The organism is Mesorhizobium sp. M0563 (genome assembly GCF_040321065.1).
Classification (GTDB): Bacteria; Pseudomonadota; Alphaproteobacteria; order Rhizobiales; family Rhizobiaceae; genus Mesorhizobium.
Genome location: NZ_JAMYQV010000002.1, coordinates 428,918 through 454,411, shown reverse-complemented (window position 1 = coordinate 454,411; position 25,494 = coordinate 428,918). Strand labels below are relative to the sequence as shown.

Below are 25,494 nucleotides of genomic sequence, written 5' to 3'. Positions count from 1 at the left end.
TATACGAAAAGGGAGAATATATAAATGGCCTTATCGATCAAGAATATGGCGGTCGAGCAACTGGCACGTGAGCTCGCCCGCCGGCGCCAGGTATCGGTGACGGAGGCCATCCGTCAAAGCCTCGAGCGCGAAGTTGCGCGCGAGCGGCTTGTGCCGCGCGACGAGACCGGTGACCTTTTTCAACGTCTGATGGCGATTGCGGAACGAGCTGCACGAATACCGGAGCGCAAAGACGCGATGAGCGACGATGAAATTCTCGGTTATGACGAACTGGGTATCCCGACGCGATGATCATCGATTCCTCGGCGCTGGTCGCCATTTTACGCACGGAGCCGGGCTACGACCGCTTCGTTTTGGCGATCACCCAGGCTGAAAGACGTTTGCTTCCGGCACCGACACTGCTTGAAACGACAATGGTGCTCGTCGGCCGCTGGCAGGACCAGATTATCGATCGCTTCGAAACTTTTTTGCGCACCGCCTCGATCGAGACGATCCCCTTCACGGCCGACCACGCCGCGGTCGCTCGTCAGGCGTTCCTGCGCTATGGCAAGGGCCGGCATCCGGCCGCCCTCAACTTCGGCGACTGCATTGCCTATGCTGCGGCACGTATCGAAGCCATGCCGTTGCTGTTCAAGGGTGACGATTTCCGGCTGACCGACATCGAACCGGCTGTTTGATCCACGGCTAGACCAGCACCAGGCCCTGCCGCATGGCGATGGCGATCGCATCGGTGCGGTTGGCGGCACCGAGCTTCGTCAGGATCGCTGCGACGTGGAATTTCGCCGTATGCACGGAGATGTTCAGCCGCCGCGCGATGACCTTGTTGGGCGCGCCTTCGGCGAGCAGTGCCAGCACCTCGCTTTCGCGCGGCGAAAGCGTCGGCCGGACGATTTGCTCGTTACTCGGTTCCTCGTCGAACCGGTCGCTGTCATGAAAGGTAAAATCGTGCCCGTCTGACAGAGCGTGGCTGTCACGCGAAATCCGGTAGCCAGCCGCCGCCAGCCGCGCCGCAGCGGCGATCAGCACGTCGTCCGCTGCCACCGGCAGCACGGCAAACACTGTATCGGCCGGCCGCTCCCCGGCCGCTCGCGACGATAGCAGCACCCGAGGCATAGCGGCGTCGACGAGCCCGCCTTGCACCCCATGATCATCGACGATGGCGACATCCGCCGCCCAACGCCCGTCGACTTCGCCCGCCAGAAAAGGCTGCAGGTCATCGGTCGCAGCGAGAGCCGCGGACAGACTTCGCGCGCGCTCGACGTCACCGAGCACGATCAGCACCGTCAGCCGTCTGCCAGCGACCTCACCGCTTACCATCTATCCCTCAGCTCAGTGGTTTTTCACCGATGGTCAGTGAGACCTCACGGTTCTCGCCGCCGCGCACCACGCCGAGTGTCACCAAGGCACCGGCGCTGTCCGGCCCGAGCTTGCGGATCAGCTCGCGCGGGCCATGCACCGTCTCTGCGTTCCACGATACGATGATGTCGCCGAGACTGAGACCGGCGGCTTTCGCCGGGCCGCTATCGTCAAGGCTCATCACCATGGCGCCCTGTGTATCACCATTGCGGACCGGATGCAGGCCGGCACCAAGATAGCCCCTCGCCACATGACCCTTCTCGCGCAGCGTCGTGACTGCCCGCTCGATCGTTTCGTAAGGCATGACCAGCGCCCGCCGGCGTGGCCCGAACAGCAGCATGCCGATCAGTCCGCCCTTGGCGTCGAGCACAGGGCCGCCCTCGAAACGGCCGCCGGCATTGACGGCAAGGTTGATGCGCCGGTCGATCGTGCCGCCGCGCATTGAACGCCAGGCCGGGCCGACCTCGCCGACCGTGCCGAAGGTAGCGAGCGAGGTGCCGTCGCTATTGCCCGCGACGATCGCCAGATTGCCCGGCCGCACTGCATCCGCCTTCACCAGGGACGGCACGCTTGGTGCGCCGGTGGGTTTCAAAACGGCCGTGCCGGTGGACGGGTCGCGGCCGACCAGCTCGGCCTTGACGGTTTCGCCCGAAGGAAACGTCAGCTCGATCTCCTCGCCGGCCTCGACCGCCTCCTCGGCAGTGACGAAATAGCCGTCCTGCCAGTGGAAAGCGGTAGACGTGCGGTGGTGGTGCGTCGCGAAGCTGGCCGTCGCTGGAGCCGCGGCTGCGGCGATGTCGGCAATGGCGTCGGAAAATGTGCTCAGATTGAAATCGCTCATGATTTGTCTCCTGGGTTCCTCGTGACCCAGATATCGCCCGGCAGGGCGTTGGCGGATACTCGCCTGACGGCTAGTTGGGCGTTTGACTGGCCATCTGGTCAGGTCGCGGCCGGTCCGGCCGCTCCGCACATATAGGCATTGTTCATCTTGTTCCAAAAGCTACGGAGCCCCGCAGATGGCCCTGCCCGCCCAGCAATTGCAATATGACGATGCCCTTCTCGATGCCTATTCGGCGACGGTCGCCGATGCCGTCGACCGCATCGGGCCCGCCGTCTGCCGCATCGAGCGTGTCGGTGGCCCGGGCGGCCATGGCTCAGGCTTCGTCATCACGCCGGACGGGCTGGTCGTCACCAACTTCCACGTCGTCGGCGATGCGCGCAGTGTGCGCGTGTCGATGCCGGACGGCGCCTCCAGGGAAGGCCGCGTGCTCGGCCGCGACCCCGACACCGACATTGCGCTGGTGCGCGCCGACGGCAACTTTGCCGACGTTGCGCCGCTTGGCGATTCCAAGCGTTTGAGGCGCGGCCAGATTGCAATTGCCATCGGCAACCCGCTCGGCTTCGAATGGACCGTCACCACCGGCGTCGTCTCGGCGCTCGGCCGCTCGATGCGTGCCTCCACCGGCCGGCTGATCGACGACGTCATCCAGACTGACGCCGCGCTCAACCCCGGCAATTCCGGCGGACCGCTGGTGTCCTCGGCCGGCGAGGTGATCGGCGTCAACACCGCGATGATCCACGGAGCGCAAGGCATCGCGTTCGCGGTTGCCTCCAACACCGCCAATTTCGTCATCTCGGAGATCATCCGCTTCGGCCGCGTGCGCCGCGCCTTCATCGGCGTTTCCGCCGACACCACCAACCTGCCGCGCCGCGCAGCACTCTTGTCGCAAGTGTCGAGCAGCACGGCGGTGCGCCTGCGCAGCGTCGAGAAGAACAGCCCGGCGGACAAGGCCGGCCTCAGGGAAGGCGACATTATTGCCGCCATCGACGGCCGCCCGGTCACCGGCGTCGACGATCTTGTGCGCATGCTCGACGCCGAGCGCATCGGCCGCGAGACACTGTGCACGGTGGTGCGCCGCTCCGGCATTGCCCAGGTCACGGTGATGCCGTTGGCGAGGGCAAGCTAGCTCGCTGCAGCACCTGCGCATATTGCGCCAGGAATTCCGGGCTCGGCGGGATCGGCCTGATCACGTCGATCAGCACGCCGTTGGGATCCTTGGTGATGAAATGGCGCTGGCCGAAGGGTTCGTCGCGCAGCGTTAGCAGGATCGGCAGGCCGGCGGCGGTGATCCGCTCATAGACGGCATCCGGGTCCCTGACCTCGAAATTGATCAGCACGCCAGACGCGCGGCCCCGCCCCTCCTCCGGGATCGTCTCATGATCGCCCTGGACGATGCCGAGGTTGACGCGGCGATCTTCGGCTGAGCGCAGATGGATGTACCAGTCGGCCTCGAACAGCGGCTTGAAGCCGAAATGCGCGACATAAAGGGCTGCAGTGCCGGCAACATCGCCCGTCATCAGCACCGGATAATAGCTCGTCGTCCTCATCTTTCCTTCTCCCGGCGAACAACATACAATCTGCATGTAAATGTAACTAACATACAGGCTGAATGTATGCAACAGCGATCCGCTCGCCGCTCCAACCGTGATCGCACCGAAGCGACACGCGCCGAGCTCATCGCCGCGGCGCGAAAACTGTTCACCGAAAAATCCTATGCCGAGACCAGCACACCCGAGATCGTCGCCGCTGCCGGCGTAACGCGCGGCGCGCTTTATCATCACTTTGCAGACAAGCAGGCGCTGTTTGCCGCTGTGGTCGAACAGGAGGCGCAAGCCGTGGCGGAAGAGATCGAACGCGCGTCGCCGCCTTCGCTATTTGCCCGCGATGCGCTGATTGCCGGCTCGGATGCCTATCTGGCTGCCATGCGCGCCCCCGGCCGAACTCGGCTCTTGCTGCTTGATGGCCCCGCCGTGCTCGGCCGCGCCGCCATGGATGCGATCGACAATCGCCATGGCAACCGTTCGCTGCGTGAGGGCCTTGTTGCCGCGATGCGCTCGCACTCTATGACGAGATTGCCTGTGGAAGCACTGACCGCTTTGCTCGCCGCTGCCTTCGACCGCGCAGCGCTCGCCATTGAAGCTGGAGCATCGATCGAAGACTATCGCGCCGTTCTCATCGCGCTGATCGACGGTCTGTCTCCGGCTCCTCCTTAGGCACCTCACCCGGCTCGAATTCGTTGAAACAACCAAGCTGGCGCTTGAACTGATCGATCAGCCAGGCGGCCGCCGGTTTCGGGCTGCGATCGGCGCGGTGCATGGCATAAAGCGGCGAGCGGACTTCGCTGTAAGGCTCGAGATCGAGTTCGACGAGCCGGCCGTTCGCCAGATCATCGGCAATCAGCCATCGCGGCAGCCCGCCCCAGCCCAGCCCCTCGCGCATCAGCACGTGCTTGGTGCGCACATCCGTCAGCCGCCAAGTGCGGTAGGCGAAGACGCCATAGTCGCGCCCGCGCGTACGCTCGGACTGGTCCGAGACGACCAGTTGGATGTGTTCGCGGACATCCTCCAGCGCCACTGGTCTGGGCAGCAGCGCCAGCGGGTGATCAGGCGCTGCGGCCGGCACCAGGGAGAAGAAACCGATGCGCAGCAGATTCACGTCCGCCTCGCCCAGAAGCCCTCCGATGCCGAGATCGGCCTGTCCGCCGACAACATGATCGAGGATAAGGCCAAGCGAGCCGATATGCAGACGCAGTGTCACGGCCGGAAACTGCACCTCGAATGCCTTTAGCACCCGAACCAGCACCGGCGACGGTAGCGTCACGTCGACCGACAGCGCAACTTCCGCCTCCAATCCCTGCCGATATCCGTCGATACGCGAGCGGATGCGTTGCAGCACGCCGACCATGCGCCGCGCATCTTCCAGCGTCGCCTTGCCGACATCGGTCAGTTGCGGCTCACGCGTGCCCTCACGCTCAAACAGCTTCAGCCCAAGCTGCGCTTCGAGGTTGGCAATGGCGTAGCTGATGACCGACTGCGCGCGGTTGAGCTTACGGCCGGCAGCCGAGAAGGAACCGGTGTCGGCCACCGCAACCAGGATCTGCAGTTGGTCAAGCGTCGGGTTGGGCTGCATCTTTCAATCCACAATTTAGATGGATCATATACAAAATATACCAGTTTTTCAAATGGGTCTGCGCACACATATTTGCCGGGAGATTTTAATCCAACCCTGGAGAGTCACCATGTCCATCCTTCTTGTCACATCCAGCCCACGCGGCGCCGCCTCGCACTCGACCCGCGTCGCCAACGAACTCGCCGACAAACTGCTTGCCGCCGATCCTTCGGCCAAGCTTGTCGCCCGCGACCTCGTCGCCAACCCGCTGCCGCATATCGACCCCGACTATTCGACCGGCATCTATACGCCGGCCGAAGCGCGCACCCAGCGCCAGGCTGAGGTCGTCGGCGTTTCCGATACTGTACTGGACGAGCTGTTTGCGGCCGACACCGTCATTCTCGCCACCGGCTTCATCAACTTCAACATCTCGTCGACGCTGAAATCCTGGGTCGACCACGTCGCCCGCTCCGGCAAAACCTTTGCTTATAGCGATGCTGGCCCGAAAGGCCTCGTCACCGGCAAGAAGGTCTATATCGTGCTGGCTTCGGGCGGTATCTATTCCGAAGGTGCGGCCGTGCAGTTCGATCACGCCATTCCCTACCTGCGCAGCGTGCTCGGCTTTCTCGGCATGACCGATGTCGAGGTCATCCGCATCGAAGGAGTCGGCATGGGCGCCGATGCGGTAGCAGCAGCGCTGGCCAAGGCCTCGACCAAGGTCGACGCCATTGTGGCCGCGACCGGAAGCGCCGAGCGCGTCGCCGCCGCGGCGTAAAGCCAGCATCGTTTGAATTGAACAAGGGCAGGCGCTCGGTGCCTGCCCTTGCTGTCGTTGGCGACAACCTATTGTGGTGGGCCAACAACTGCCATTGGTTATTCCGCTTGTCTGCGCTATCGGTCGCGGATGTTCCTGTCCGTTGCCACAACGCACCGTCCGGCCACCGATCTCGGTTTCCTGCTGCACAAGCATCCCGATCGTTTGCACGAGACCGACCTCTCCTTTGGCAAAGGGTGGCTATTCTATCCCGAAGCGACCGAAGAGCGTTGCGAGGCAGCACTCCTGCTCGATGTCGACCCGATAGGGCTAGTGCGCGGCAAGGGGCGGGCGGAAGGCTTGCTGGACCAATATGTGAACGACCGGCCTTACGCGGCATCGTCTTTCCTGTCCGTGGCGCTAAACAAAATGCTGCGGACGGCGATGACCGGAATGTCAAAGGAGCGCCAGGAACTGGCTAGCGGCGAACTGCCGCTGGAGGCAGTCGTGACTCCACTGCCGATGCGCGGCGGTGAGGCTCTGGTTCGAAGCCTGTTCGAACCCTTGGGCTGGACAGTCGATCTGACGCCAATCGAGGGAATCGGGTCTGGTGCAGGCGAGTCCCGGTACGGCCATCTGAAGCTGACCGGCACGGGCCGGCTCAGCGCCTTGTTGAACCACCTCTACGTACTGATCCCGGTGATGGACGATGCCAAGCATTATTGGGTCGGCGAAGCAGAGGTCGACAAGCTGCTGTCCAAGGGAGAGGGCTGGCTGGAAAAACATCCCGCCAAGGACCTGATAGTTCGCCGATACTTGCGCAACCGCGGTGCCTTGGCCCGCATCGCTCTGGAACGACTGGTTCCTGAAACGGCCAGGGAGACTTTGCCGCCCGAACTGCGTGTCACACCTGAGGAAGCGCTGGAGACGCCGATCCGGCTCAACGATCTGCGCATGGAAGCTGTTGTCCGAGCCATCCAGGCAACGGGTGCAACCACGGTTGCGGACCTGGGATGCGGCGAAGGCAAGCTACTTTATCGGCTCGTGCGCGAGCGATGGGTCCATAAGCTGTTCGGGTTGGATCCAGCGGCACGCGAACTGGAATGGGCTGCAAAGCGTCTCAAGCTGAACGAGTTTGGCGGGCCGCCGGAGGGCCGGGTTACGCTGCTGCACGGATCTCTGACATACCGGGACGGCCGCTGGGCGGCAGCCGACGTCGCCGTGCTGGTCGAGGTCATCGAGCATCTCGACGAGGACAGGCTGCCCCTGGTCGAACGCATCGTTTTCGGCGAGACGGCGCCTAAATCCGTCATCGTGACCACTCCGAACGCGGACTACAACGCTCTGTTTCCCAGATTGGCCCCTGGCGCATTTCGCCATCCCGATCACCGTTTCGAATGGAGCCGGGCTCAGTTCGAAACCTGGGCGGCCAAAATCGGTGAGATCTATGGCTATGCAGCCACCTTCAGCGGTATCGGAGCCCAGGATTCTACCCTCGGCGCGCCCACGCAGATGGCGGTGTTCACCCGATGAGAGAACTGGACAAGACCGATCTCGCCATTCCTGACTTTGCCCTCGTCGTGCTGATCGGCTCGACCGGATCGGGCAAGTCGACTTTCGCGGCCAGGCATTTTCTGCCGACCGAGATCATCTCCTCGGATCAGTGCCGGGCGCTGGTCTCCGACGATGAGACTGACCAGGACGTCTCTGCAGATGCCTTCGATCTGGTGCGCGAAATAGCCGGCAAGCGGCTTAAACACCGCAGGCTGGCCGTCATCGACGCCACCAACGTGCGAGCCGCCGACCGCAAGGCCTGGATTGAGCTGGCGCGCAAGTGGCACGCTTTGCCCGTCGCCGTGGTCCTCGATCCAGGCGTCGAGGTGTGCGTCGCACGCAATGCGGTGCGAGCCGACCGGCCGGTCGGCGCCGGGGTCGCCCAGCGCATGACAACCGAGATCCGCAAGGGTCTTGGCGGCCTGCAACGCGAGGGCTTCCGCCAGGTCTGGACGCTTACCAGCGAGGCCAGCATCGACGCGGCCGAGGTGTCGCGGCAGCCGCTATGGACCGACAAGCGCGACGACCACGGCCCGTTCGATATCATTGGCGACATCCACGGCTGTTCGGATGAACTTCAGATGCTGCTCGCTCGACTGGGCTACAGCGTCGCCTGGTCTGAACATCAGGGCGACCGAACGGCCACTGTGATCCCGCCGCAGGGCCGCAAGATCGTCTTTGTCGGCGACCTCGTCGATCGCGGCCCCAACTCGCCCGACGTACTGCGCATCGCCATGAGCATGGTCGCGGCCGGGACCGCCTATTGTGTCCAGGGCAACCATGAACGCAAACTCGGCCGCTGGCTGGAAGGTCGCAAGGTCACGGTCGCCCACGGCCTCGAGCAGACGATAGACCAGTTGAACACGCAGGACCGCGGCCTGCGAGAGGCGCTGCCGGCCTTTCTCGACGGCCTGCGCAGCCACGTCTGGCTGGACGGCGGACACCTCGCCGTCGCCCACGCCGGTCTCAAGGAGGAAATGATCGGACGCGGCTCCGGCGCCGTGCGCGAGTTCGCTCTGTACGGCGAGACCACAGGCGAGACTGACGAGTTCGGGCTGCCCGTCCGCGCGGACTGGGCCGCAGCCTACCGTGGCAAGACAGCCGTAATTTATGGACATACGCCAACGCTGTCGGCCGAGTGGGTCAACAACACCCTGTGTATCGACACTGGATGCGTGTTCGGCGGCAAGCTGACGGCCTTACGCTGGCCGGAACGCGAACTGGTAGAGGTGCCGGCAATCCAGACATGGTCGGAGCCGATACGTCCGCTGGGCGGGTCCTGTCTGGGCAAATCGGCACAGGCCGACGCCGACGGCGTGCTCGATTACCAGGATGTCTCCGGTCGCCGCTGGATCGAGACCGGGCTGAGGGGCCGGATTGTGGTGGCCGAGGAGAACGCCTCGGCGGCACTGGAAGTGATGAGCCGCTTCGCGCTGTCGCCGCAATGGCTGATCTATCTGCCGCCGACCATGTCGCCGTCCGAGACCAGCAGCCAACACGGCTGGCTGGAACGTCCGGAAGATGCCTTCGCTTATTTCCGCGAACGCGACGTCGCCCAGGTCGTGTGCGAGGAAAAGCATATGGGTTCGCGGGCGGTGGTCGCGCTGTGCCGGAACGCGCAGGCGGCGCGCAGCCGCTTCGGGATCCCGGGCGACGAGACCGGCGCAATCTGGACCCGCACCGGACGTTCCTTTTTCAACGACGGCACCATGACGGAAGGCCTGCTCGCCCGTCTCCGGGTCGAGGTCGACGCGGCGGATCTGTGGACGGAATTGAACAGCGACTGGCTGCTGCTGGACACCGAGATAATGCCTTGGTCGGCAAAGGCCGGCAGCCTGATCGAAAGCCAGTATGCGCCGGTGGCGACATCCTCAGCCGCCGGTTTCAAGGTCAGCCGCGAGGCGCTAGCCCGTGCGATGGCGCGCGGCGTCGATGCGGCCGGCCTGAACGCACGCCTTGAAGACCGGGCCGCCCGTGCGGCTAAATACGCCACGGCCTGGGCGCCTTACGTGTGGCCGGTCTCCGGCGTCGACGACCTTAAGGTCGCGCCTTTCCACCTGCTCGCCAGCGAGGGACGTGTTTGGTTTGACCAGGATCATGTCTGGCACATGTCGCTCGCGGACCGTCTGGCTGCCCATGTTGGCGTGGTCACGCCGACCCGATGGCGTACGGTTGATCTGGCCGACGGCAGCGCGTGTGCGGAGGCTATTGCCTGGTGGGAGGCGCTGACTGGCTCGGGCGGCGAAGGCATGGTGGTCAAACCACGCGACTTCGTCAGCCGTGGCAAGAAGGGACTCATCCAGCCGGCGCTGAAGGTCCGCGGCCCGGAATATTTGCGCATCATCTATGGTCCCGAATATGACGCGCCGGACAATCTCATCCGCCTGCGAGAACGCGGCCTGAGCGGCAAGCGCAGCCTGGCACTCAGGGAGTTCGCGCTCGGTCACGAGGCGCTGACGCGATTTGTCGCCAAGCAGCCGCTACGCCGCGTTCACGAGTGTGTCTTCGCCGTGCTGGCGCTGGAAAGCGAGCCAATCGACCCAAGGCTGTAATAACGATCTACCCGAAGATCTTCTCGCCTTGCTCATCGACCAGCTGGATGCCCTTCTTGATCGAGATGTCGACAGCGTCATCAAGCCCGGCAAAGCGATCGGCGCGGATGAATTTGTGCTCCTTCATCACGCCGTCGATCTCCTTCGAAACCACGCCGCAGGTCTGGTACTGGCCCTCCGCCTTGTAGGGCGTGGCGCTGATCAAAAATCCCTTGTGCTCGATTTGCTTTACCGGCGCCGCTGTCTTTGGCTCAGCGGCTTCGTTGCCGCCGCCGAAAAGACGCTTCAGAAAAGACATGGGGTATCCTCCAACGGCAATCATCCTGCACCACATAGCGTGGTGCAGGATGATTTTCAGTACCGGTCCTTGGCCGAGCGGGCAAGGGCCGCAGCTGGCTTGGCACTCAGGGGTCAGTCGCGCGACAGCGCTTCCAGGGCCTCTGCGGCAGCTTCCAATATGCTGATTGCCTCGGCCTGCTTTGCTTCAGGCGCATCTACGATTTCGCCGAGCGCGGCGCGCAGCCGGTGGCGCACGGCGCGGAATTCGTCGCGCTTTTCCGAGCGGCCGCGGCCGCGCCGGCCACCGTCGCCGTCGTCGTTCCAGCCGAACCACTCGCGCGCCTTCGCCATCTTGCGGCCGAAGCGCTCGAGATGGTCGAGCACGTGGTCGATCATCTCGCGATTTTCGTTGAGATGCGCCTGCCCTGCCTCGGTGATCGAAAACACCTTCTTGTTGCCTTCCGCCGCAGAAACGGCATAGCCGGCCTCTTCCAGGAAGGTCAGCGTCGGATAGACGACGCCGGGGCTCGGGCTGTAGACGCCGCTGGTGCGCTCCTCCAGCGCCTTGATGATGTCGTAGCCGTGCCGCGGCGCCTCGGCCAGCAGCGACAGCGTGATCAGCTTGAGATCGCCGTCAGCCAGCATACGCCCGGCGCGGAACATGTCGCCTGGTCCGCCGCGTCCGCCGCCGCCTCTCATGCCATGCCCGAACGGGCCGAACCCGCCGCGTCCGCCGAACTTGCCGGCCATATGCATGAAAACGCGCTCGGCGTGTTCGCCAAAACGATGATGCCCGAAATGATTGTCTTTGTGCATTGTCTGCTCCTTGAGTTATGTCTTACGATATATCTCAATTAGGTGCTCGCCACGATCGAGTCAAGATATATCTTACGATGTATCTGAAAGTGCGCCAGCAGGATTGATTTCGCCGGCAAGGGCAGCTAGGAAGCGCGTGAGGGTCGAAGACCCCTCCGTAAGCGTCTGACGTGAAGCAACGCATCCACCCCGGTCGTTTCCGGGCAGTTACGCCGGAAGACCGGCGAATGGATGCCAATGCGACGGACCGGATGCTTCAGGGAAAAATCCAAATGACCATGAAAACCCCGCGCAGGAAGCTGCCTGCGCGCTATGCCGCCGTCCTCGGCCCGCTGGTGGCGTCGTTGCTGATGACGTTCATCGTGTCGTTCATCTCGACACTGAAAAGCCTTGGCTTCCGACCTGCCGGCCACCTGGCTGACGGCTTGGGGCCTGTCCTGGATGGTGGCCTTTCCGACGCTGCTGCTGTTGCTGCCGGCGGTGCGCCGCATCGTTGGCTGGCTTTGCGAGCCCGTGGCTCGATAGCAGGCTGCGCCAAGGGCCCGAAGCAACTTACGGGTCTTTCAGTGCGAAGTGAACGGACACTATCACCAACGGCCTTTGCGGCGGTTCCAGGCATAGAGCAGATCGGCGAAGCGATCATAGGCATAGCGCGTCAACGGCAGCGTGGCGGGATTGCCGAACAGCGTCGCCAACCAGCCCTCGCCCGGCGTTATCAGCCAAGCCGCAACGGCAACATCGGCGCCGACCAGCAATTTGCCACCGGCGTCGGTCGCATGCAGCCGGCGCCGGATATCCTCCAGCCCGATGCCGTAGCGGGCCAGCGCCGTCGGTTCGGCATTGATGTCGCGAAATTCGATCCGCCCCGCCTTGACCGCCTCGATCAGCCGCCGCTTCTGCCGGCTGATGCCGGCATCGCAGACCGGACAGCGCGTATTGTACCAGACGGTCAGCAGAGGCTTGGCCATGGTTCGCAACACCAGCGGAGGACGCGCGACGACTATCCAGCAAATGCCGTTGCGCCGCAACGTGACGCGACACCGCGGAATGTCCCGGCTTCGGCTAATGCACGTCGCCCCAAAAACATGTCCTCGGGCCTGGCCCGAGGGTGCGCGGCGGTTTGCCATACCGACCTGTTTAAAAAGAAGAGCGTAAAGCGCGTCGCAAGAGGCCGTTCAAGCGCGACGCGCTTCAGGCACGGCACTCAGCCGAGCGAGGTAATGATCTCGCGATAGGCATCCTCCGGGAAAGCCTTGAGTGTCCGCGTCCTGACGTTTCCGCCCGCCGCCAGCATCAGCGAGAAACGAGCTAGTACGGCATCGTCGGGGGCTTCGACCACCGCCACCATGTCGCAATCCCCCATGGTGAGATAAAATGCCTTGAAGGACCCGCCCATGTCTCCCAACAGCTTCTTGGCGGCATCGAGCCGCTTCGGCGACTCGCGCACGTTTTTGGCGCCTTGCTCCGTCCAGTTGATCAGCACGATGTAAGTTGTCATGGCACACCTCCCTCCGGGGCCACGGAGCACGGCGTCACAGCCGGGGCGGGCATCCGGGTTTGTCGCCCAGAAAATGCATCCGTCGCGGAATTATCCTCTCGTAGGGCACGACCCGCAAGAGCGGCGCGTCCAATCGTGATCGCCTGTGCCCAAACGGAAAAGGACGCCACCGGCGCCCTTTAAACTGCTTATCCGTCACCCAGACTCAGCTGTCGAGGAAGCTTCTGAGCTTGCGCGACCGGCTCGGGTGCTTGAGCTTGCGCAGCGCCTTGGCTTCGATCTGGCGGATGCGCTCGCGGGTGACCGAGAACTGCTGGCCGACCTCCTCAAGCGTGTGGTCGGTGTTCATGCCGATGCCGAAGCGCATTCTGAGCACGCGCTCTTCGCGCGGCGTCAGCGAGGCCAGCACGCGCGTCGTCGTCTCGCGCAAATTGGCCTGGATCGCCGCGTCGATCGGCAGGATCGCCATCTTGTCCTCGATGAAATCGCCGAGATGCGAATCCTCCTCGTCGCCGACCGGCGTTTCGAGCGAGATCGGCTCCTTGGCGATCTTCAGCACCTTGCGCACTTTTTCCAGCGGCATTGCGAGCTTTTCCGCCAGTTCTTCCGGCGTCGGCTCACGGCCGATCTCATGCAGCATCTGACGCGAGGTGCGTACGATCTTGTTGATCGTTTCGATCATGTGCACCGGAATGCGGATGGTGCGCGCCTGGTCGGCGATCGAACGGGTGATCGCCTGCCGGATCCACCATGTCGCGTAGGTCGAGAACTTGTAGCCGCGGCGGTATTCGAATTTGTCGACCGCCTTCATCAGGCCGATATTGCCTTCCTGGATCAGGTCGAGGAACTGCAGGCCGCGATTGGTGTATTTCTTGGCGATGGAGATGACGAGACGCAGATTGGCCTCGACCATTTCCTTCTTGGCGATCGCGGCTTCGCGCTCGCCCTTCTGCACCTGGTTGACGATCTTGCGGAATTCCTGGATCGAAATCGCCGTCTCGGTGGCGAGGTTCTGGATCTCGGCGCGCAGGTCGCGGATGGCGTCCTTCTCGTTCTTGGTGAACTCCTTCCAGCCGCGCGAGGTCAGATTGCCGATCGAACGCGTCCAGTTCGGATCGAGCTCCGAGCCCTGATATTCCTTGAGGAACTCCTCGCGGCGCACGCCATAGCTTTCGGCCAGCCGCAACAGCTTGCCCTCGTTCTGCACCAGGCGCTTGTTGATGTCGTAGAGCTGCTCGACCAGCGCCTCGATGCGCGCCGTGTTCAAGGACAGCGACTTCACCGCCTTGATCAGCTGGTCCTTCAGCTCCTTGAGCCGACGGTCCTGGCTTGGCGACAGCGTGCCGGCGGCGGCCAGCCGGTTCTCGACCTGCTGGTCCTGCAGCTTGCGCAGCTTCTTATAGGTGTCGGCAATGACGTCGAGCGTCTCCATCACCTGCGGGCGCAGTTCCGCTTCCATCGCCGCCAGCGACAGGCTCGCCTCGTCATCGTCCTCCTCGTCGTCGTCCACCAGGCCACGGGTGTCGCCGCCGACATTGGTGATGTCGTCCTCGTCCTCGCGCGAACGGCGCGGCTTTTCCTCGGTCTTGGCTTCCTCGATACGCTCGACCACCGGCGCCTGCTTGGCCTCCGGCCCGGCATAGGTCGCCTCGAGGTCGATGATCTCGCGCAGCAGGATCTTCGATTCGTTGAGCTCGTCGCGCCAGATGATGATGGCCTGGAAGGTCAGCGGACTTTCGCAGAGGCCCGCGATCATCGTCTCGCGGCCGGCCTCGATGCGCTTGGCGATCGCGATTTCGCCCTCGCGCGACAGAAGCTCCACCGAGCCCATCTCGCGCAGATACATGCGAACCGGATCGTCGGTGCGGTCGGTCGGCTCTTTTTTGGTCGTGGTGGCGGCGACGGCGGTGCCGGTCTGCTCGGCCAGCTCGTTGGCATCCTCCTCGGCGTCAGCGGCGGTATCGGCGGCTTCGGGCTCCTCGCCCTGCTCGTCGTCCTCGACCACGTTGATGCCCATGTCGGAAAGCATGGCCATCGTGTCCTCGATCTGCTCGGAGGTCACTTCCTCCGAGGGCAGCACCGAATTCAGCTCGTCCATGGTGACATAGCCGCGCTTCTTGGCGGCCTTGATCATCTTCTTGACAGCATCGTCGGAAAGGTCGAGCAGAGGGCCATCGGTCGCGGCCTCGCGTTCGGTCTCGACTTCTTCCTTTTCTTTTGTCGCCATAGTCTTTATTTTCTCCAAGCGGCTGAGTATCAAAGCCGCGTAAGCTGCCGGTCCGGTCAAATTGGATGCGCTCTTTCCAGAACGCGCTTTACCGGGCCAGTAACTGCATCTCTCGTTAAGTCCAGATTAACCCTGATATCTGTGGCAAGCTGACTGCCTGTCCAGTGATCAGTACCTTACATCGCTGCATTCCCGTCGATGCCGGGGCGGGTTAACGTTTCGAATCGACCTGATTCCGCCATTCTGCCGGAAGGTCAAGCGCCTCTCGCATGATTCGCATGAAAAAAGCGAATCAATTACCCGACTTAGAGCGCCGCACGCTTGATTCGACGCGCAAGCACGTCCTTACATTCAGTCTTCTGGAGGCTTCGATCTAAACGCGCCCAGCCCTGCCCGACGATACGCCAAACCCTTCGATCAGCGCTTCCGTTGCCTGCACATCACGAAATTGCGCCTGGATTTCGACCAGGTGCCGGTAGTTTTCGTCCGTGGGGTCGCTGGCGAGCGCTGCTTCCGCCTGCTTCAGCTCCTTATGTAAGGTGCGCGCGCTGCGCTGCAAGTGGAGGGCCTGGCTGAACGCATCGCGGGCATCGTCGAGTGCCGCCGTTTCCAGCGCCGGCCATTGCCGCGCACGTTTGATCAGCGCCACCGCACGCTGCCAGATCTCGCCGCAGCCGGCCCGCTCGATCGTCGCGATCACCGCGTCGCGGTCATTGGCCATATCATGCGCCATGGCGTCGAGGATCGCCGCATGCAGCCGCTTCAGATCGGAGTTGGCGAGATCGAGGAACTCGACATGGGCGAAATTCTCGTCGATCAGCACGGGATGGTTGACGAGGGCGGCAATGATCGTCGCCTCGCGTACCGACATGCCCTCGCCGCCGCGCTTGACCAACGCCGAGCGACCGAGGCTTTCGGTGATCGCGGTGCGCCCACCGGAATTGCCGCCGCGCGCAAACTGTCCGCCGGGTGCTGAACCCTTGCCCTGGAAACGTTCGCCGGGCCGTCCGTCCTGACGCCCCTGGCGTCCGCGCTGGGCACCGAAGAAGCTCTGCACCCGCTCGCGCATTTCCTGTTGGTAGTGATAGCGAAGGCTCTCGTCGCGGATACGGCTGGTCAGTTCGCGCAGCGTCTTTTCGAGCTCGGCTCGCCGTTCCGGCGTGTCGAAGATGCCGCCGGCCGTCTCGCGCATCCACAAGAGGTCGGCCAGCGGCCGCGCCTCGGAAAGCACGGCGCGGAACGCATCCGGTCCGTCACCCTTGACCAGATCGTCGGGATCCTTGCCCTCCGGCAGCAGGGCGAAGCGAACCGAGCGGCCCGCCTGGACCGCCGGCAGCGCCATGTCGGCGGCGCGCCACGCTGCCTTCAACCCGGCCTGGTCGCCGTCGAAGCACAGCACCGGCTCGCCGGCCATGCGCCATAGAAGTTCGAGCTGGTTTTCAGTCAATGCGGTGCCGAGCGGCGCCACCACGTTTTCGAAGCCGGCCTGCGCCAGCGCGATCACATCCATGTAGCCTTCGACGGCAATGACCGTGCCGCCCTTGGCCAGCGCCCCCTTTCCCAGCGCCCCCTTTCCCAGCACTTGCCGCGCACGAGCGAAATTGTAGAGCACGTTGCCCTTGTGGAAGAGCTCCGTATCGGGCGAGTTCATATATTTGGCCAGCGCATCCGGCGCCAGCGCCCGCCCGCCGAAGGCGATTATCTTGCCCCTGGAATCCGGGATCGGGAACATGATGCGGTCGCGGAACCAATCGTAGGAAACCGGGACGTCGTCGCCATGGCGCACCAGCCCGCACGCCTCGATGTCGGCCTTGAGGACGCCCTTGCCGGCAAGATGCTCCTTCAGCGCGTTGCGGCTGTCGGGCGCATAGCCGAGGCGGAAGGACTGCTGCGTCGCCGGTGTCAGTCCCCGGTCGCGCAGATAGGCGCGGGCCTTTGCGCCTTCCGGTCCCTGCAGCCGTTCCTGGAAGAACACCGTCGCCATCTCCATGACATCGGTCAGGCTGGCGCGTTCCTTTTCGCGCCGTTCCTCATCGGCGTCGCGAACCGGCATCGGCACGCCGGCCATGTCGGCGATCTTCTCGACGGCCTCGGGAAAGCTCATCCCGTCGAGTTCGGTCAAAAACTTGAAATGGTCGCCCGAAACCGAGCAGCCGAAACAGTGATAGCGGCCCTTCTTGTCCTCGCAATGGAAGGACGGGCTCTTCTCGCCATGGAACGGACAGCACGCCCAATAATCGCCGCGCGGCGCATTGGTCTTCTTCCTGTCCCACGCGACGCGCTGGCCGATCACCGAAGAAATCGGCACGCGGTCGCGGATCTCGTCGAGGAAAGCAGGCGGAAAGCGCATGAGGGACAGCTCGTTTGGCCTCCATATAATCACACGGGCCAAGCCCGACGACTCCTAATGGCGACCATACCCGGTTTTCACAGGGCCAAAAAGACAAGGCGGCCCGCGGGCCGCCTTCTCGATCTAATCCGGCGCAGCGCCGGTCAGCCGTTCCGCACCTACTGCGCGGCGATGGCGCCGAAGATCAGGCCGGAGAGAACGCTGACCAGCAGATAGTCGTTGCCGACCCGGATCCACTCCTGTCCGGGACCGGGACGGCGCAGGCCATAGTGGCGATAGTCGCGGATCGGCTGGTGACGCTTCCAGCTCGAATATCTCTGGCCGTTGCGCCAATGGCTGCGCTTCACGACGATCTTCTTCGTCACTACGACGCGCTTGTTCACCTCGACCTGCTTGTTCACGTCGACATGCCTGCCGGGCTTTTGCCAGTCGACCTGGCTATAACTCGATTGCGGCGCGTTTGGTGTGTTCAGCGGTGCAGCCTGGCCTTGCAAGGCCGTTGCAGCCAGCATCGAGAAGGCAATGGCAGAAAAAACGATGCGTTTCATAGCGGGTACTCCTTGGTTGTCGATGCCTCTGGAATAGAGCCGGAACGATGAACCGAAACTGAACGCAGAGATTACGTTTTCGTAATGATTTCTTACATTTAGCACGCCTAATTCAGCACTATCTTTAAAGCGATCATTCGGGCTGGCTGCGTGACCGTCCGCAGCCTCGCAGCCAATGCAACCATTTTGCCGACCATCCATTTCCGACACGCCCCGTCGCGTGCCAACAGGCGTCCGAACCGGGCAAAATTTATTATTCGGCTAAAATAAATCGGAGTAATATCAACCTCTGCAATGTCCACGATTCGCGCCCACTTTTGCCCCCTTGACGTCACGGCGCCCGCGTCGCTGGCACCTGTCGCGTTGCGGGGCCTGGCATGAGTGGCTCCGTCGTTTTGCTGCACCTTGCCGGTGCGGTGGCACTGATGCTGTTTGCTACCCGTTTGGTGAAGACCGGCGTCGAGCGCGCCTATGGCGATGTGCTGCGCCACAAACTGCGCGCCACCATGCGCAATCCCTTCATGGCGGTTCTGGCCGGCTGCGGCCTGGCGGTCGCGCTGCAAAGCTCGACCGCCGTTACCTTGCTGGTCGGCTCATTCGCCGGCTCCGGCATTGTCAGCGGCATGTCGGGCCAGCTTGCGGTGCGCGGTGCCGAGATCGGCTCGGCGCTGGTGGTCAAGCTGCTTACCTTCGATCTGTCGCTGCTGGTACCGGTCTGCCTGGTCGCCGGCACCGTCATGTTCATGGCCACCGAGCGGCGCGACTGGCGCCAGTTCGGCCGCATCCTGGTCGGCATCGGCCTGCTGCTTCTGTCGCTGGAGATGATCGGCCAGGCGTCGGAGCCGCTGCGCCAGAGCACGCTGATGCCGCTCATCGTCGATTACTTCTCCGGCGATCCGGTCACCGCCTACCTTCTGGCGGCGTTGGTCACCTGGCTGTTCCATTCCTCGATCGCCGCGGTGCTGCTTATGGTGACGCTCGCCGGCCGCGGTTTCATCCCGCCCGAACTCGGCATCGTGCTGGTGCTCGGCGTCAATCTCGGCTCTTCGATCATCGCGCCGCTTCTAACCCGCAACGCAGAACCCGGCGTTCGCATCGTGCCGATCGGCAATCTCCTGATGCGCGGCATGGGCTCTCTGATCATGCTGATCCTGTTCCTGACGTTCAAGCCGCCAGTCGCCTTCTTGGGCAGCACCGTGCCCGAGCAGATCGTCAATGCCCACATCGTCTTCAACATCCTGATCCTGATCGCCGGCCTGCCGCTGGCGCGCCTGGTCTATCGTGCCTCGGAAAAGATCGTGGCGCTGGGCACCAGGCCCCAGCCCGCCAACGCGCTCGACGTCATCGAGCTTTCGGCGCTCAACGAAAGTGCGCTCGACGTGCCGAGCCAAGCACTCGCCAATGCCACCCGCGAGGTAGTGCGGGTCTGCGAGACGGTCGAGATCATGCTGAAACGGATCATCGAACTCTATGAGAGCGCCGACGCCGACAAGATCAGTGCGCTGGCCGCGCTCGACGACCGTGTCGACAGGAAGCACGCGGCGATCAAGCTCTATCTCGCCAAGGTCACCAAGAACCCGCTGAGCGAGGACGAGGCCCTGCGTTGCCAGGAGTTGATCGGCGCCTGCGTCAAGCTGGAGCAGGTCGGCGACATCATCGTGCGCAACATGCTGGTCCATGTGAAGAAGAAATTCGAGCGCGGACTGGAGTTCACGCCGGAAGGCTGGCGCGAGCTTTGCGCCTTCCATGCCCTGGTGCTTGCCAATGCCAGGCTAGCCTTCAACGTCCTGGTGTCCCGCGATCCGGAGACCGCTCGCCAGTTGGTGCTGGAAAAGGACCGGCTGCGCGACCGCGAGAAGGAAACCAGCCAGAGCCATTTCGTGCGGCTGCGCGACGGCACCGCCAAGAGCGTCGAGACCAGTTCCATCCATCTCGACACCATTCGCGACCTCAAGCAGATCAACTCGCTGCTCGCCTCGATGGCCTATCCCGTGCTTGAGGAACGCGGCCTGCTAACCGGTTCGCGGCTGAAGGCCGGATAGATTGCGTCCACAGGCCGGTAGCTTCAGAAGCTCGCCTATGCTGTGAGCCAATGCGCAAAATTACCTTTGCGCCACCTCCTCTCTGTCGGCTAAAGATCGCCAGATCTACCGGAAGGAAAGTCGATGGACACCCATTCTCGCAGCTTCGCCAAAGCGCTTTCCTGGCGCGTCACCGGTACCATCGACACGATGATCATTTCGCTCGTCGTGACGGGAAGCATCAAGCTCGCCGCGGCCATCGGCCTGACCGAGGTCGTCACCAAGTCGCTGCTCTACTACCTTCATGAGCGGGCGTGGCTGAAAATTCCTTACGGAAGGAAGGCGGCCGCGTAGCTCTTGCCGCCGCCGCAGGCACCTGACCGGTAAGCAAGAAAATCTAAAGCGGCGTCGCCAATTTCTGGATTGCCCGGTGCCCTTATCCGTGGTTTGAGGTCACCTTATCCGAGGATCGCCTTCCCGCCATGCTTCCCCTCATTGCCCTGTTCATTGCCGCCTTCGCCTTTGGCACCACCGAATTCGTCATCGCCGGCGTGCTGCCGCAGGTGGCGGATGGCCTTGGCGTCGCGATCCCGACCGCCGGCTATCTCGTTTCCGGCTATGCCGGCGGCATTGCAGTCGGCGGCCCGCTGCTGGCGCTCGCCACCAAAAGGTTCTCCCGCAAGGCCCTGCTGCTTGGACTGACTGCAGCCTTTACCATCGGCCAGGCGGCCTGCGCGCTGGCGCCCGACTTCGCCTCGATGCTGCTGTTGCGGATTGCGGTGGCCGTGGCACACGGCGCCTATTTCGGCGTTGGCATGGTGGTGGCCGTCGGCCTCGTGCGCGAAGACCAGCGCGGGATGGCGGTGGCGCTGATCCTGTCCGGCCTCACCGTATCGAATGTCATCGGCGTTCCGGCCGGCACGGCAATCGGCAACATCTGGGGATGGCGTGCGACATTCTGGGTGATGTGCGCTCTCGGCGTGGTGGCCTTCGCCGCCATCGGCGCCCTGCTGCCGCGCAAGACAGGATCGTCGAGCCCGTCCGTCAGCCTTGGCAGCGAGGTACGCGTGCTCGCACGCCAGCAGGTCTGGACCTCGCTCATCATGATGCTGATGCTGATGATCGGCCAGTTCGGCCTGTTCACCTACATCACGCCGACGCTGCTCGAGCTCACCGGCCTCGACGAGAAATGGATACCTTGGGTGCTCCTGCTCAACGGTGTCGGCGCGACGATCGGCGTCTTCGTCGGCGGGCGCCTCGCCGACTGGAAGCTGATGCCGTCGCTCATCGTCATGCTTTTCCTGCAGGCGGTAGTGCTCGCCTTGATCTACGCCGTCAGTTCTTACCCACTGCCGATGGTGATGGCGATCTTCGTCTGGGGCGGCCTCAACTTCGCCATCGGCACGCCGATCCAGACCCGCATCCTGACCTGGACCGCGGACGCCTCCAATCTCGCCTCGTCGCTCATTCCGTCGGGCTTCAATGTCGGCATCGCGCTCGCCGCATCGCTCGGCGCGGCGGTGCTCAATGCCGGCTATGGCTATCGCAGCCTGCCGGTGGTTGGCGCGATCGCCATGCTGGTCGCGGTCGCGGTTGCGCTTGCCTCGCATGTCTGGGAATGGCGGAGCCGGGCTGCGCCGCCGCTGCCGGCTGCCGCCGAATAGGGCTACAGATCGATCCGGTAACGCAGGCTTTCCGCGCCGCCATAGGAAGCATCCTCGAAGAAACGCCCGACGAGCCCGCCGCCATTGGCCAGAACGACCTTCTGCGAGGGCACATTGTGAGGCTTGCAGGTGATTTCGACGAAGGGCAGGCCAACCGCCCTCGCCTCCTCCAGCATCAGCCGCAGCGCCTCCGTCGCATAGCCGCATCCCTGTTTCCACGGCACCACCGCATAGCCGATGTGGCCGAGCACGTGCGATGGCAGCGCCGCGGTTCCGGGCTGCCAGCGCAAGCCGATCGAGCCTGAGACTTCCCCGTCCCAGATCCAGCGCCGAAATCCAGGCAGCCGCGGCACCGTCGAACCGTCCGGCAAGGCGATCGGCGGTCCCTTACCTTCAGGATCGTCGAGATCGGCAAGGAAAGTCGCTGGATCCTTTTCGATAGCCGCAAGCTGCTCGCGCGTCGCGTCGAGCAGCCGCACATTGTCCGGCGACCAGCCGCGCTCGAGGGCCGCCTTGTAGGACGGCAGGTGTTCAAACGCCGGTTTGACGAGTTCGATCATGAGCGCGAGCTTTTGGCTGTCCGCCCTCAACGGCGGGCGTGCGGCTGTAGCGACGACAAAACTGCCCCGCCATCGACCGCAATTCCCAAGTTTTCCGCATTGCGCCCATGTCGCGCAATGATTGCGACCGGGCGCATAAGGCTGGCCCCGCTTGGATGAAGCAAGCCGGCCAATTGCCGGCGAACGACCGTGAGATGGATCTCGAACTATCCAAGGGCGTCTGCAAGCACCTCATTCAAGCGTGCGAACGCTGCGGACTCGTCTGGCGCATGGGCCGGATTAACTTCTGTGATGGTCAGGCCGCGCCATTGCGGCAGGGCTGTCAGCTGCTTTAGGACAAAGGCGACTTGCTCCAGTTTGAGACCGTCGCAACGGCGCACATTCTCCGCAATCGGAAAATCGATAAAGGAGAGCACATCGACATCGAAGTGGATAAGCACGCAGTCAAAGCGCGCCGCCCATTCGGCCGCGCGCGCCGACGCCGCCTCGATGTCACTCAAAGCTTCCTCACGCGATATGATCTTGATCGCGTCATTTCCGATCACGGCCGCTTCGGGCGGGGTGATGTTCTCGACGCCGAAATAGAGGAGTTGCTGAGGCACGAGCATCGGGCGGGTCGGGCCGAGCCTCGCGAGCGAAGGCTCGCATCCATGGATATCGAGCAGATGGGCGACGCCGGTCCAGTCCAAGGCGCCGTCGCTCGTGTCAGGTGTGTTGAGATCGGCGTCGAAGTCAATGTAAACGAGTCCGATCCGCGCGCCGGCCGCATTCGCCCCGGCGACCGTCCCCAGTTCCACAGTACAATCGCCACCTAAAACAAGCACGTCTTCCTGCGCTGCGATCGCCGTCGCTACGTGGCTTGCGACTAACTCACAGGCGTCGCGCACGGCTTCCAGGTTCATAGCCTGCGACCGCGAAGGGTCCGGTCGCCATCGGAACGATGCAACATCGCCATGATCCCTGATGGATCTGCCTCGGTTCGTGATCGCTTCCGCGAGCCCATTTCGCCGAAAGGCCGCGGGCGCCTGTTCCTGACCCGGCGAATAGGCGCCGGCACTCGTGGCCGCACCGATAATATTCAACAAACGCGCCGCCAAATCGAAGCTCCATTTTCGCATGATCGTCTCGCAAACGTGTCCGCAGGGAGGAAGGTTCCTCCTCGACTTGAGACGTTGCCGCCCGGCATCGGCACGAGGCCTAACAAGCAAACGGCTCGCCGCATCGATGCCGTCGTGAGACGCCAGACGTCGAACATACAGGTTCATTCGCGCGGCCGTGGCGATGAACATGTCGGTGCGAACTGCCGTCCGCTCCGCCCGCTCCTGGCCTGGCTCCTCGCGATGGTCTCTTCGAGTCTCATGAGCACCGCTAAGGCGGGAAAAATCCCTACTGAAGCAGGCTCTTGACGATGCCGCTCGCCTTGGAGAAATCCATCTGGCCAGCATATTTCTCCTTGAGCGCCGCCATCACCTTGCCCATCTCCTTGACGCCGCTGGCACCTGTCTCGGCGATAGCGGAACGGACGGCGCTTTCCGTCTCGGCCTGGCCCAGTTGCGTCGGCAGGAAGTCGCGGATGATCGCCATCTCGTCGCGCTCCTGCGCGGCAAGTTCCGGCCGCTTGCCGTCATCGAACGCCTTGGCCGATTCCTCGCGCTGCTTCACCATCTTGGCCAGGATCTGCAGGATCTCGTCGTCGCTGGCCGGCTCCTTGCCGGCGCCGCGATTGGCGATGTCGCGATCATGAATGGCCGCCTGGATCAGCCGCAATGTCGGCAGCCGGCGCTTGTCCTGCGCCTTCATCGCGCTCTTCAGGGATTCGGCGATTTTGCCTCGCATGGTGCTTTCTCCTTCGAATGCGGCGGACAATAGCCGTGCCGAAAGCCCAAGGCAAATTCAAGTCTGTCCGGCAAATCCCTGATATTGTTCGACGAAATAAATCCAGGCACGTACGGCGCGGCATCATTGACCGCCTTGGCGCCTTCCCCTATGTACTGCGCCTTGCATGAATTGAATTCTAGTGCACGTCGCCCAAAAGTGCGTAGCGGTTTTGGGGCAACGACATGCAGCGCGCCGAGGCTGTGAGATTGCCGCTTCGCGCTTTTTGTTGCGCCGATTGAGGGGCGCAGCCTTTAGGAGTGCCGCCATGGCAACGATGACCGCCGCATCGACCCCCCCTTGGGCCACCGACAAGCCGACCGCTCTGCTGGTGCTGGCCGACGGCACCGTCATCGAGGGCCGTGGTCTGGGCGCTTCCGGCTCCGCCGTCGCCGAGGTCTGTTTCAACACTGCGCTGACCGGCTATCAGGAGATCCTCACCGACCCGTCCTATGCCGGCCAGATCGTCACCTTCACCTTCCCGCATATCGGCAATATCGGCACCAATGACGAAGACATCGAGGATCTCAATCCGCTGGCCCGCGCCGGCGCCGTCGGCGCCGTGTTCAAGGCCGATGTCACCAACCCGTCGAATTACCGCGCCGGAACCGGTCTCGACCAGTGGCTGAAGAAGCGCGGCATCGTTGCACTTTCGGGCATCGACACGCGCGCGCTGACCGCGCTGATCCGCGAAAAGGGCATGCCCAATGCCGTTATCGCGCACGCCCCAGACGGTATCTTCGACATCGATGACCTCAAGCGCCGCGCCGCCGCATGGTCGGGGCTTATCGGGCTTGATCTGGCCAAGGAGGTCACCTCCGGCCAATCCTCGGTCTGGCGCGAGACACCCTGGGTCTGGAACGAGGGCTTTGGCGAACAGGCCGACCCGTCGATGCACGTCGTTGCCATCGATTATGGCGTCAAGCGCAACATATTGCGCCTGCTTGCCGGCCTCGGCGCCAGGGTCACCGTGGTGCCGGCCAAGACCGGCGCCGAGGAGATCCTGGCGATGCGGCCCGACGGCATCTTTCTATCCAACGGCCCCGGTGATCCGGAAGCCACCGGCGACTACGCCGTTCCGGTCATCCAGGATCTGTTGAAGACCGATATCCCGCTGTTCGGCATCTGCCTCGGCCACCAGATGCTGGCGCTGGCGCTGGGCGGCAAGACCGCAAAAATGCATCAGGGCCACCACGGCGCTAATCATCCGGTCAAGGACCACACCACCGGCAAGGTCGAGATCGTCTCGATGAACCACGGCTTTGCCGTCGACGCCGACTCATTGCCGAGCGGCGTCGAGGAAACCCATGTCTCGCTATTCGACGGTTCGAATTGCGGCATCGCGCTCACCGGCAAGCCGGTCTTCTCGGTCCAGCATCATCCCGAAGCCTCGCCCGGCCCGCAGGATTCGCACTATCTGTTCCGCCGTTTCGTCAACCTGATCCGCGAAAAGCGTGGCGAGCCGGCACTGGCCGAGCGCTGACCAAGCGG

25 protein-coding genes and 1 pseudogene are annotated in these 25,494 nt (G+C 63.3%); 12 read left to right on the top strand and 14 right to left on the bottom strand.

From position 1 onward, the window contains the following. Positions 1–24 precede the first annotated feature (24 nt). Positions 25–291 (top strand): type II toxin-antitoxin system VapB family antitoxin, encoded by a 267-nt coding sequence (locus NKI50_RS04925; protein ID WP_023719325.1) that lies wholly within the window; start codon positions 25–27, stop codon positions 289–291. Continuing rightward, positions 288–677, top strand: coding sequence for a type II toxin-antitoxin system VapC family toxin (locus tag NKI50_RS04920; RefSeq protein WP_023719326.1), 390 nt, complete (start codon positions 288–290; stop codon positions 675–677). The genes NKI50_RS04925 and NKI50_RS04920 overlap by 4 nt, the downstream gene beginning before the upstream one ends. A gap of 7 nt (positions 678–684) precedes the next feature. Here NKI50_RS04920 and NKI50_RS04915 read toward each other — a convergent pair whose 3' ends face one another. Both NKI50_RS04915 and NKI50_RS04910 read right to left on the bottom strand, forming a co-directional pair. Beyond that, positions 685–1,317, bottom strand: coding sequence for a helix-turn-helix transcriptional regulator (locus NKI50_RS04915; RefSeq protein ID WP_352483191.1), 633 nt, complete (start codon positions 1,315–1,317; stop codon positions 685–687). Positions 1,318–1,324: 7 nt separating this feature from the next. Beyond that, positions 1,325–2,197 carry a S1C family serine protease gene (locus NKI50_RS04910; RefSeq protein WP_023719328.1) on the bottom strand — a complete coding sequence of 291 codons (873 nt, stop codon included), beginning with the start codon at positions 2,195–2,197 and terminating at the stop codon, positions 1,325–1,327. A 175-nt stretch (positions 2,198–2,372) separates the two neighbouring features. Between NKI50_RS04910 and NKI50_RS04905 the strand changes: the two genes are divergently transcribed. Beyond that, positions 2,373–3,323, top strand: coding sequence for a S1C family serine protease (locus tag NKI50_RS04905; protein ID WP_352639932.1), 951 nt, complete (start codon positions 2,373–2,375; stop codon positions 3,321–3,323). Here the strand turns inward: NKI50_RS04905 and NKI50_RS04900 are convergent. Further along, positions 3,292–3,744, bottom strand: a complete 453-nt coding sequence (locus NKI50_RS04900) for a VOC family protein (protein WP_352715564.1) — start codon at positions 3,742–3,744, stop codon at positions 3,292–3,294. The two genes, NKI50_RS04905 and NKI50_RS04900, sit on opposite strands and share 32 nt — an antisense overlap. Before the next feature lie 66 nt (positions 3,745–3,810). Between NKI50_RS04900 and NKI50_RS04895 the strand changes: the two genes are divergently transcribed. Next, the gene (locus NKI50_RS04895; protein WP_023719331.1) at positions 3,811–4,410 is read left to right on the top strand and encodes a TetR/AcrR family transcriptional regulator; all 600 of its coding nucleotides are present in this window, start codon (positions 3,811–3,813) and stop codon (positions 4,408–4,410) included. Here NKI50_RS04895 and NKI50_RS04890 read toward each other — a convergent pair. Next, a complete protein-coding gene (locus tag NKI50_RS04890; protein ID WP_352639934.1) occupies positions 4,370–5,326 on the bottom strand; it encodes a LysR family transcriptional regulator in 957 nt (318 codons plus the stop codon). The genes NKI50_RS04895 and NKI50_RS04890 overlap by 41 nt on opposite strands. Positions 5,327–5,435: 109 nt before the next feature. Between NKI50_RS04890 and NKI50_RS04885 the strand changes: the two genes are divergently transcribed. From NKI50_RS04885 to NKI50_RS04875, 3 genes are read left to right on the top strand one after another with little or no spacing between them, the layout of a single operon-like run. Next, complete coding sequence (locus NKI50_RS04885; RefSeq protein ID WP_352494946.1) at positions 5,436–6,080, top strand: FMN-dependent NADH-azoreductase; 645 nt, start codon at positions 5,436–5,438, stop codon at positions 6,078–6,080. A 48-nt stretch (positions 6,081–6,128) separates the two neighbouring features. Then, the gene (locus tag NKI50_RS04880; protein WP_352639935.1) at positions 6,129–7,592 is read left to right on the top strand and encodes a 3' terminal RNA ribose 2'-O-methyltransferase Hen1; all 1,464 of its coding nucleotides are present in this window, start codon (positions 6,129–6,131) and stop codon (positions 7,590–7,592) included. After that, a complete protein-coding gene (locus NKI50_RS04875) occupies positions 7,589–10,165 on the top strand; it encodes a polynucleotide kinase-phosphatase (RefSeq protein WP_352548193.1) in 2,577 nt (858 codons plus the stop codon). Before NKI50_RS04880 ends, NKI50_RS04875 begins: the two co-directional genes overlap by 4 nt. 7 nt (positions 10,166–10,172) lie before the next feature. On the opposite strand, the gene NKI50_RS04870 is transcribed toward NKI50_RS04875, so the two are convergent. Continuing rightward, on the bottom strand, positions 10,173–10,463 hold the full coding sequence (locus NKI50_RS04870) for an HlyU family transcriptional regulator (protein ID WP_023719334.1): 291 nt from the start codon (positions 10,461–10,463) through the stop codon (positions 10,173–10,175). Positions 10,464–10,576: 113 nt separating this feature from the next. Continuing rightward, positions 10,577–11,260: a PadR family transcriptional regulator gene (locus tag NKI50_RS04865; RefSeq protein ID WP_023719335.1), complete on the bottom strand. Its 684-nt coding sequence runs from the start codon at positions 11,258–11,260 to the stop codon at positions 10,577–10,579. A 272-nt stretch (positions 11,261–11,532) separates the two neighbouring features. Between NKI50_RS04865 and NKI50_RS04860 the strand changes: the two are divergent. After that, positions 11,533–11,785: pseudogene (locus tag NKI50_RS04860) on the top strand (DUF2798 domain-containing protein). Between the two features lie 62 nt (positions 11,786–11,847). Here the strand turns inward: NKI50_RS04860 and NKI50_RS04855 are convergent. The 5 genes from NKI50_RS04855 to NKI50_RS04835 form a co-directional block, all read right to left on the bottom strand. Further along, positions 11,848–12,228 carry a thiol-disulfide oxidoreductase DCC family protein gene (locus tag NKI50_RS04855; RefSeq protein ID WP_352494943.1) on the bottom strand — a complete coding sequence of 127 codons (381 nt, stop codon included), beginning with the start codon at positions 12,226–12,228 and terminating at the stop codon, positions 11,848–11,850. A 236-nt stretch (positions 12,229–12,464) separates the two neighbouring features. Continuing rightward, positions 12,465–12,758 (bottom strand): GYD domain-containing protein, encoded by a 294-nt coding sequence (locus NKI50_RS04850; protein ID WP_023719338.1) that lies wholly within the window; start codon positions 12,756–12,758, stop codon positions 12,465–12,467. Between the two features lie 205 nt (positions 12,759–12,963). Beyond that, positions 12,964–14,985, bottom strand: coding sequence for an RNA polymerase sigma factor RpoD (gene rpoD, locus NKI50_RS04845; RefSeq protein ID WP_023719339.1), 2,022 nt, complete (start codon positions 14,983–14,985; stop codon positions 12,964–12,966). A gap of 373 nt (positions 14,986–15,358) precedes the next feature. Continuing rightward, positions 15,359–17,335 carry a DNA primase gene (dnaG, locus tag NKI50_RS04840; RefSeq protein WP_352639936.1) on the bottom strand — a complete coding sequence of 659 codons (1,977 nt, stop codon included), beginning with the start codon at positions 17,333–17,335 and terminating at the stop codon, positions 15,359–15,361. 158 nt (positions 17,336–17,493) lie between these two features. Beyond that, positions 17,494–17,883, bottom strand: a complete 390-nt coding sequence (locus NKI50_RS04835; RefSeq protein WP_352639937.1) for an RcnB family protein — start codon at positions 17,881–17,883, stop codon at positions 17,494–17,496. Between the two features lie 377 nt (positions 17,884–18,260). Between NKI50_RS04835 and NKI50_RS04830 the strand changes: the two genes are divergently transcribed. The 3 genes from NKI50_RS04830 (at position 18,261) to NKI50_RS04820 (ending at position 21,568) form a co-directional block, all read left to right on the top strand. Continuing rightward, positions 18,261–19,925 carry a Na/Pi cotransporter family protein gene (locus tag NKI50_RS04830; protein ID WP_023719342.1) on the top strand — a complete coding sequence of 555 codons (1,665 nt, stop codon included), beginning with the start codon at positions 18,261–18,263 and terminating at the stop codon, positions 19,923–19,925. Between the two features lie 123 nt (positions 19,926–20,048). Further along, positions 20,049–20,258 (top strand): DUF2061 domain-containing protein, encoded by a 210-nt coding sequence (locus NKI50_RS04825; protein ID WP_023678301.1) that lies wholly within the window; start codon positions 20,049–20,051, stop codon positions 20,256–20,258. Positions 20,259–20,386: 128 nt separating this feature from the next. Then, positions 20,387–21,568: an MFS transporter gene (locus NKI50_RS04820; RefSeq protein WP_352715559.1), complete on the top strand. Its 1,182-nt coding sequence runs from the start codon at positions 20,387–20,389 to the stop codon at positions 21,566–21,568. 2 nt (positions 21,569–21,570) lie between these two features. Here the strand turns inward: NKI50_RS04820 and NKI50_RS04815 are convergent, their stop codons facing one another. From NKI50_RS04815 to NKI50_RS04805, 3 genes are all read right to left on the bottom strand, one after another. After that, positions 21,571–22,128 (bottom strand): GNAT family N-acetyltransferase, encoded by a 558-nt coding sequence (locus NKI50_RS04815; RefSeq protein ID WP_352639939.1) that lies wholly within the window; start codon positions 22,126–22,128, stop codon positions 21,571–21,573. Between the two features lie 206 nt (positions 22,129–22,334). Further along, on the bottom strand, positions 22,335–23,417 hold the full coding sequence (locus NKI50_RS04810) for an arginase family protein (RefSeq protein ID WP_352715555.1): 1,083 nt from the start codon (positions 23,415–23,417) through the stop codon (positions 22,335–22,337). Positions 23,418–23,514: 97 nt separating this feature from the next. Next, on the bottom strand, positions 23,515–23,964 hold the full coding sequence (locus NKI50_RS04805; RefSeq protein WP_023719346.1) for a GatB/YqeY domain-containing protein: 450 nt from the start codon (positions 23,962–23,964) through the stop codon (positions 23,515–23,517). A gap of 307 nt (positions 23,965–24,271) precedes the next feature. Here NKI50_RS04805 and carA point away from each other — a divergent pair, with 307 nt between their 5' ends. Further along, a complete protein-coding gene (gene carA, locus NKI50_RS04800) occupies positions 24,272–25,486 on the top strand; it encodes a glutamine-hydrolyzing carbamoyl-phosphate synthase small subunit (protein ID WP_352639941.1) in 1,215 nt (404 codons plus the stop codon). Positions 25,487–25,494: the final 8 nt, after the last annotated feature.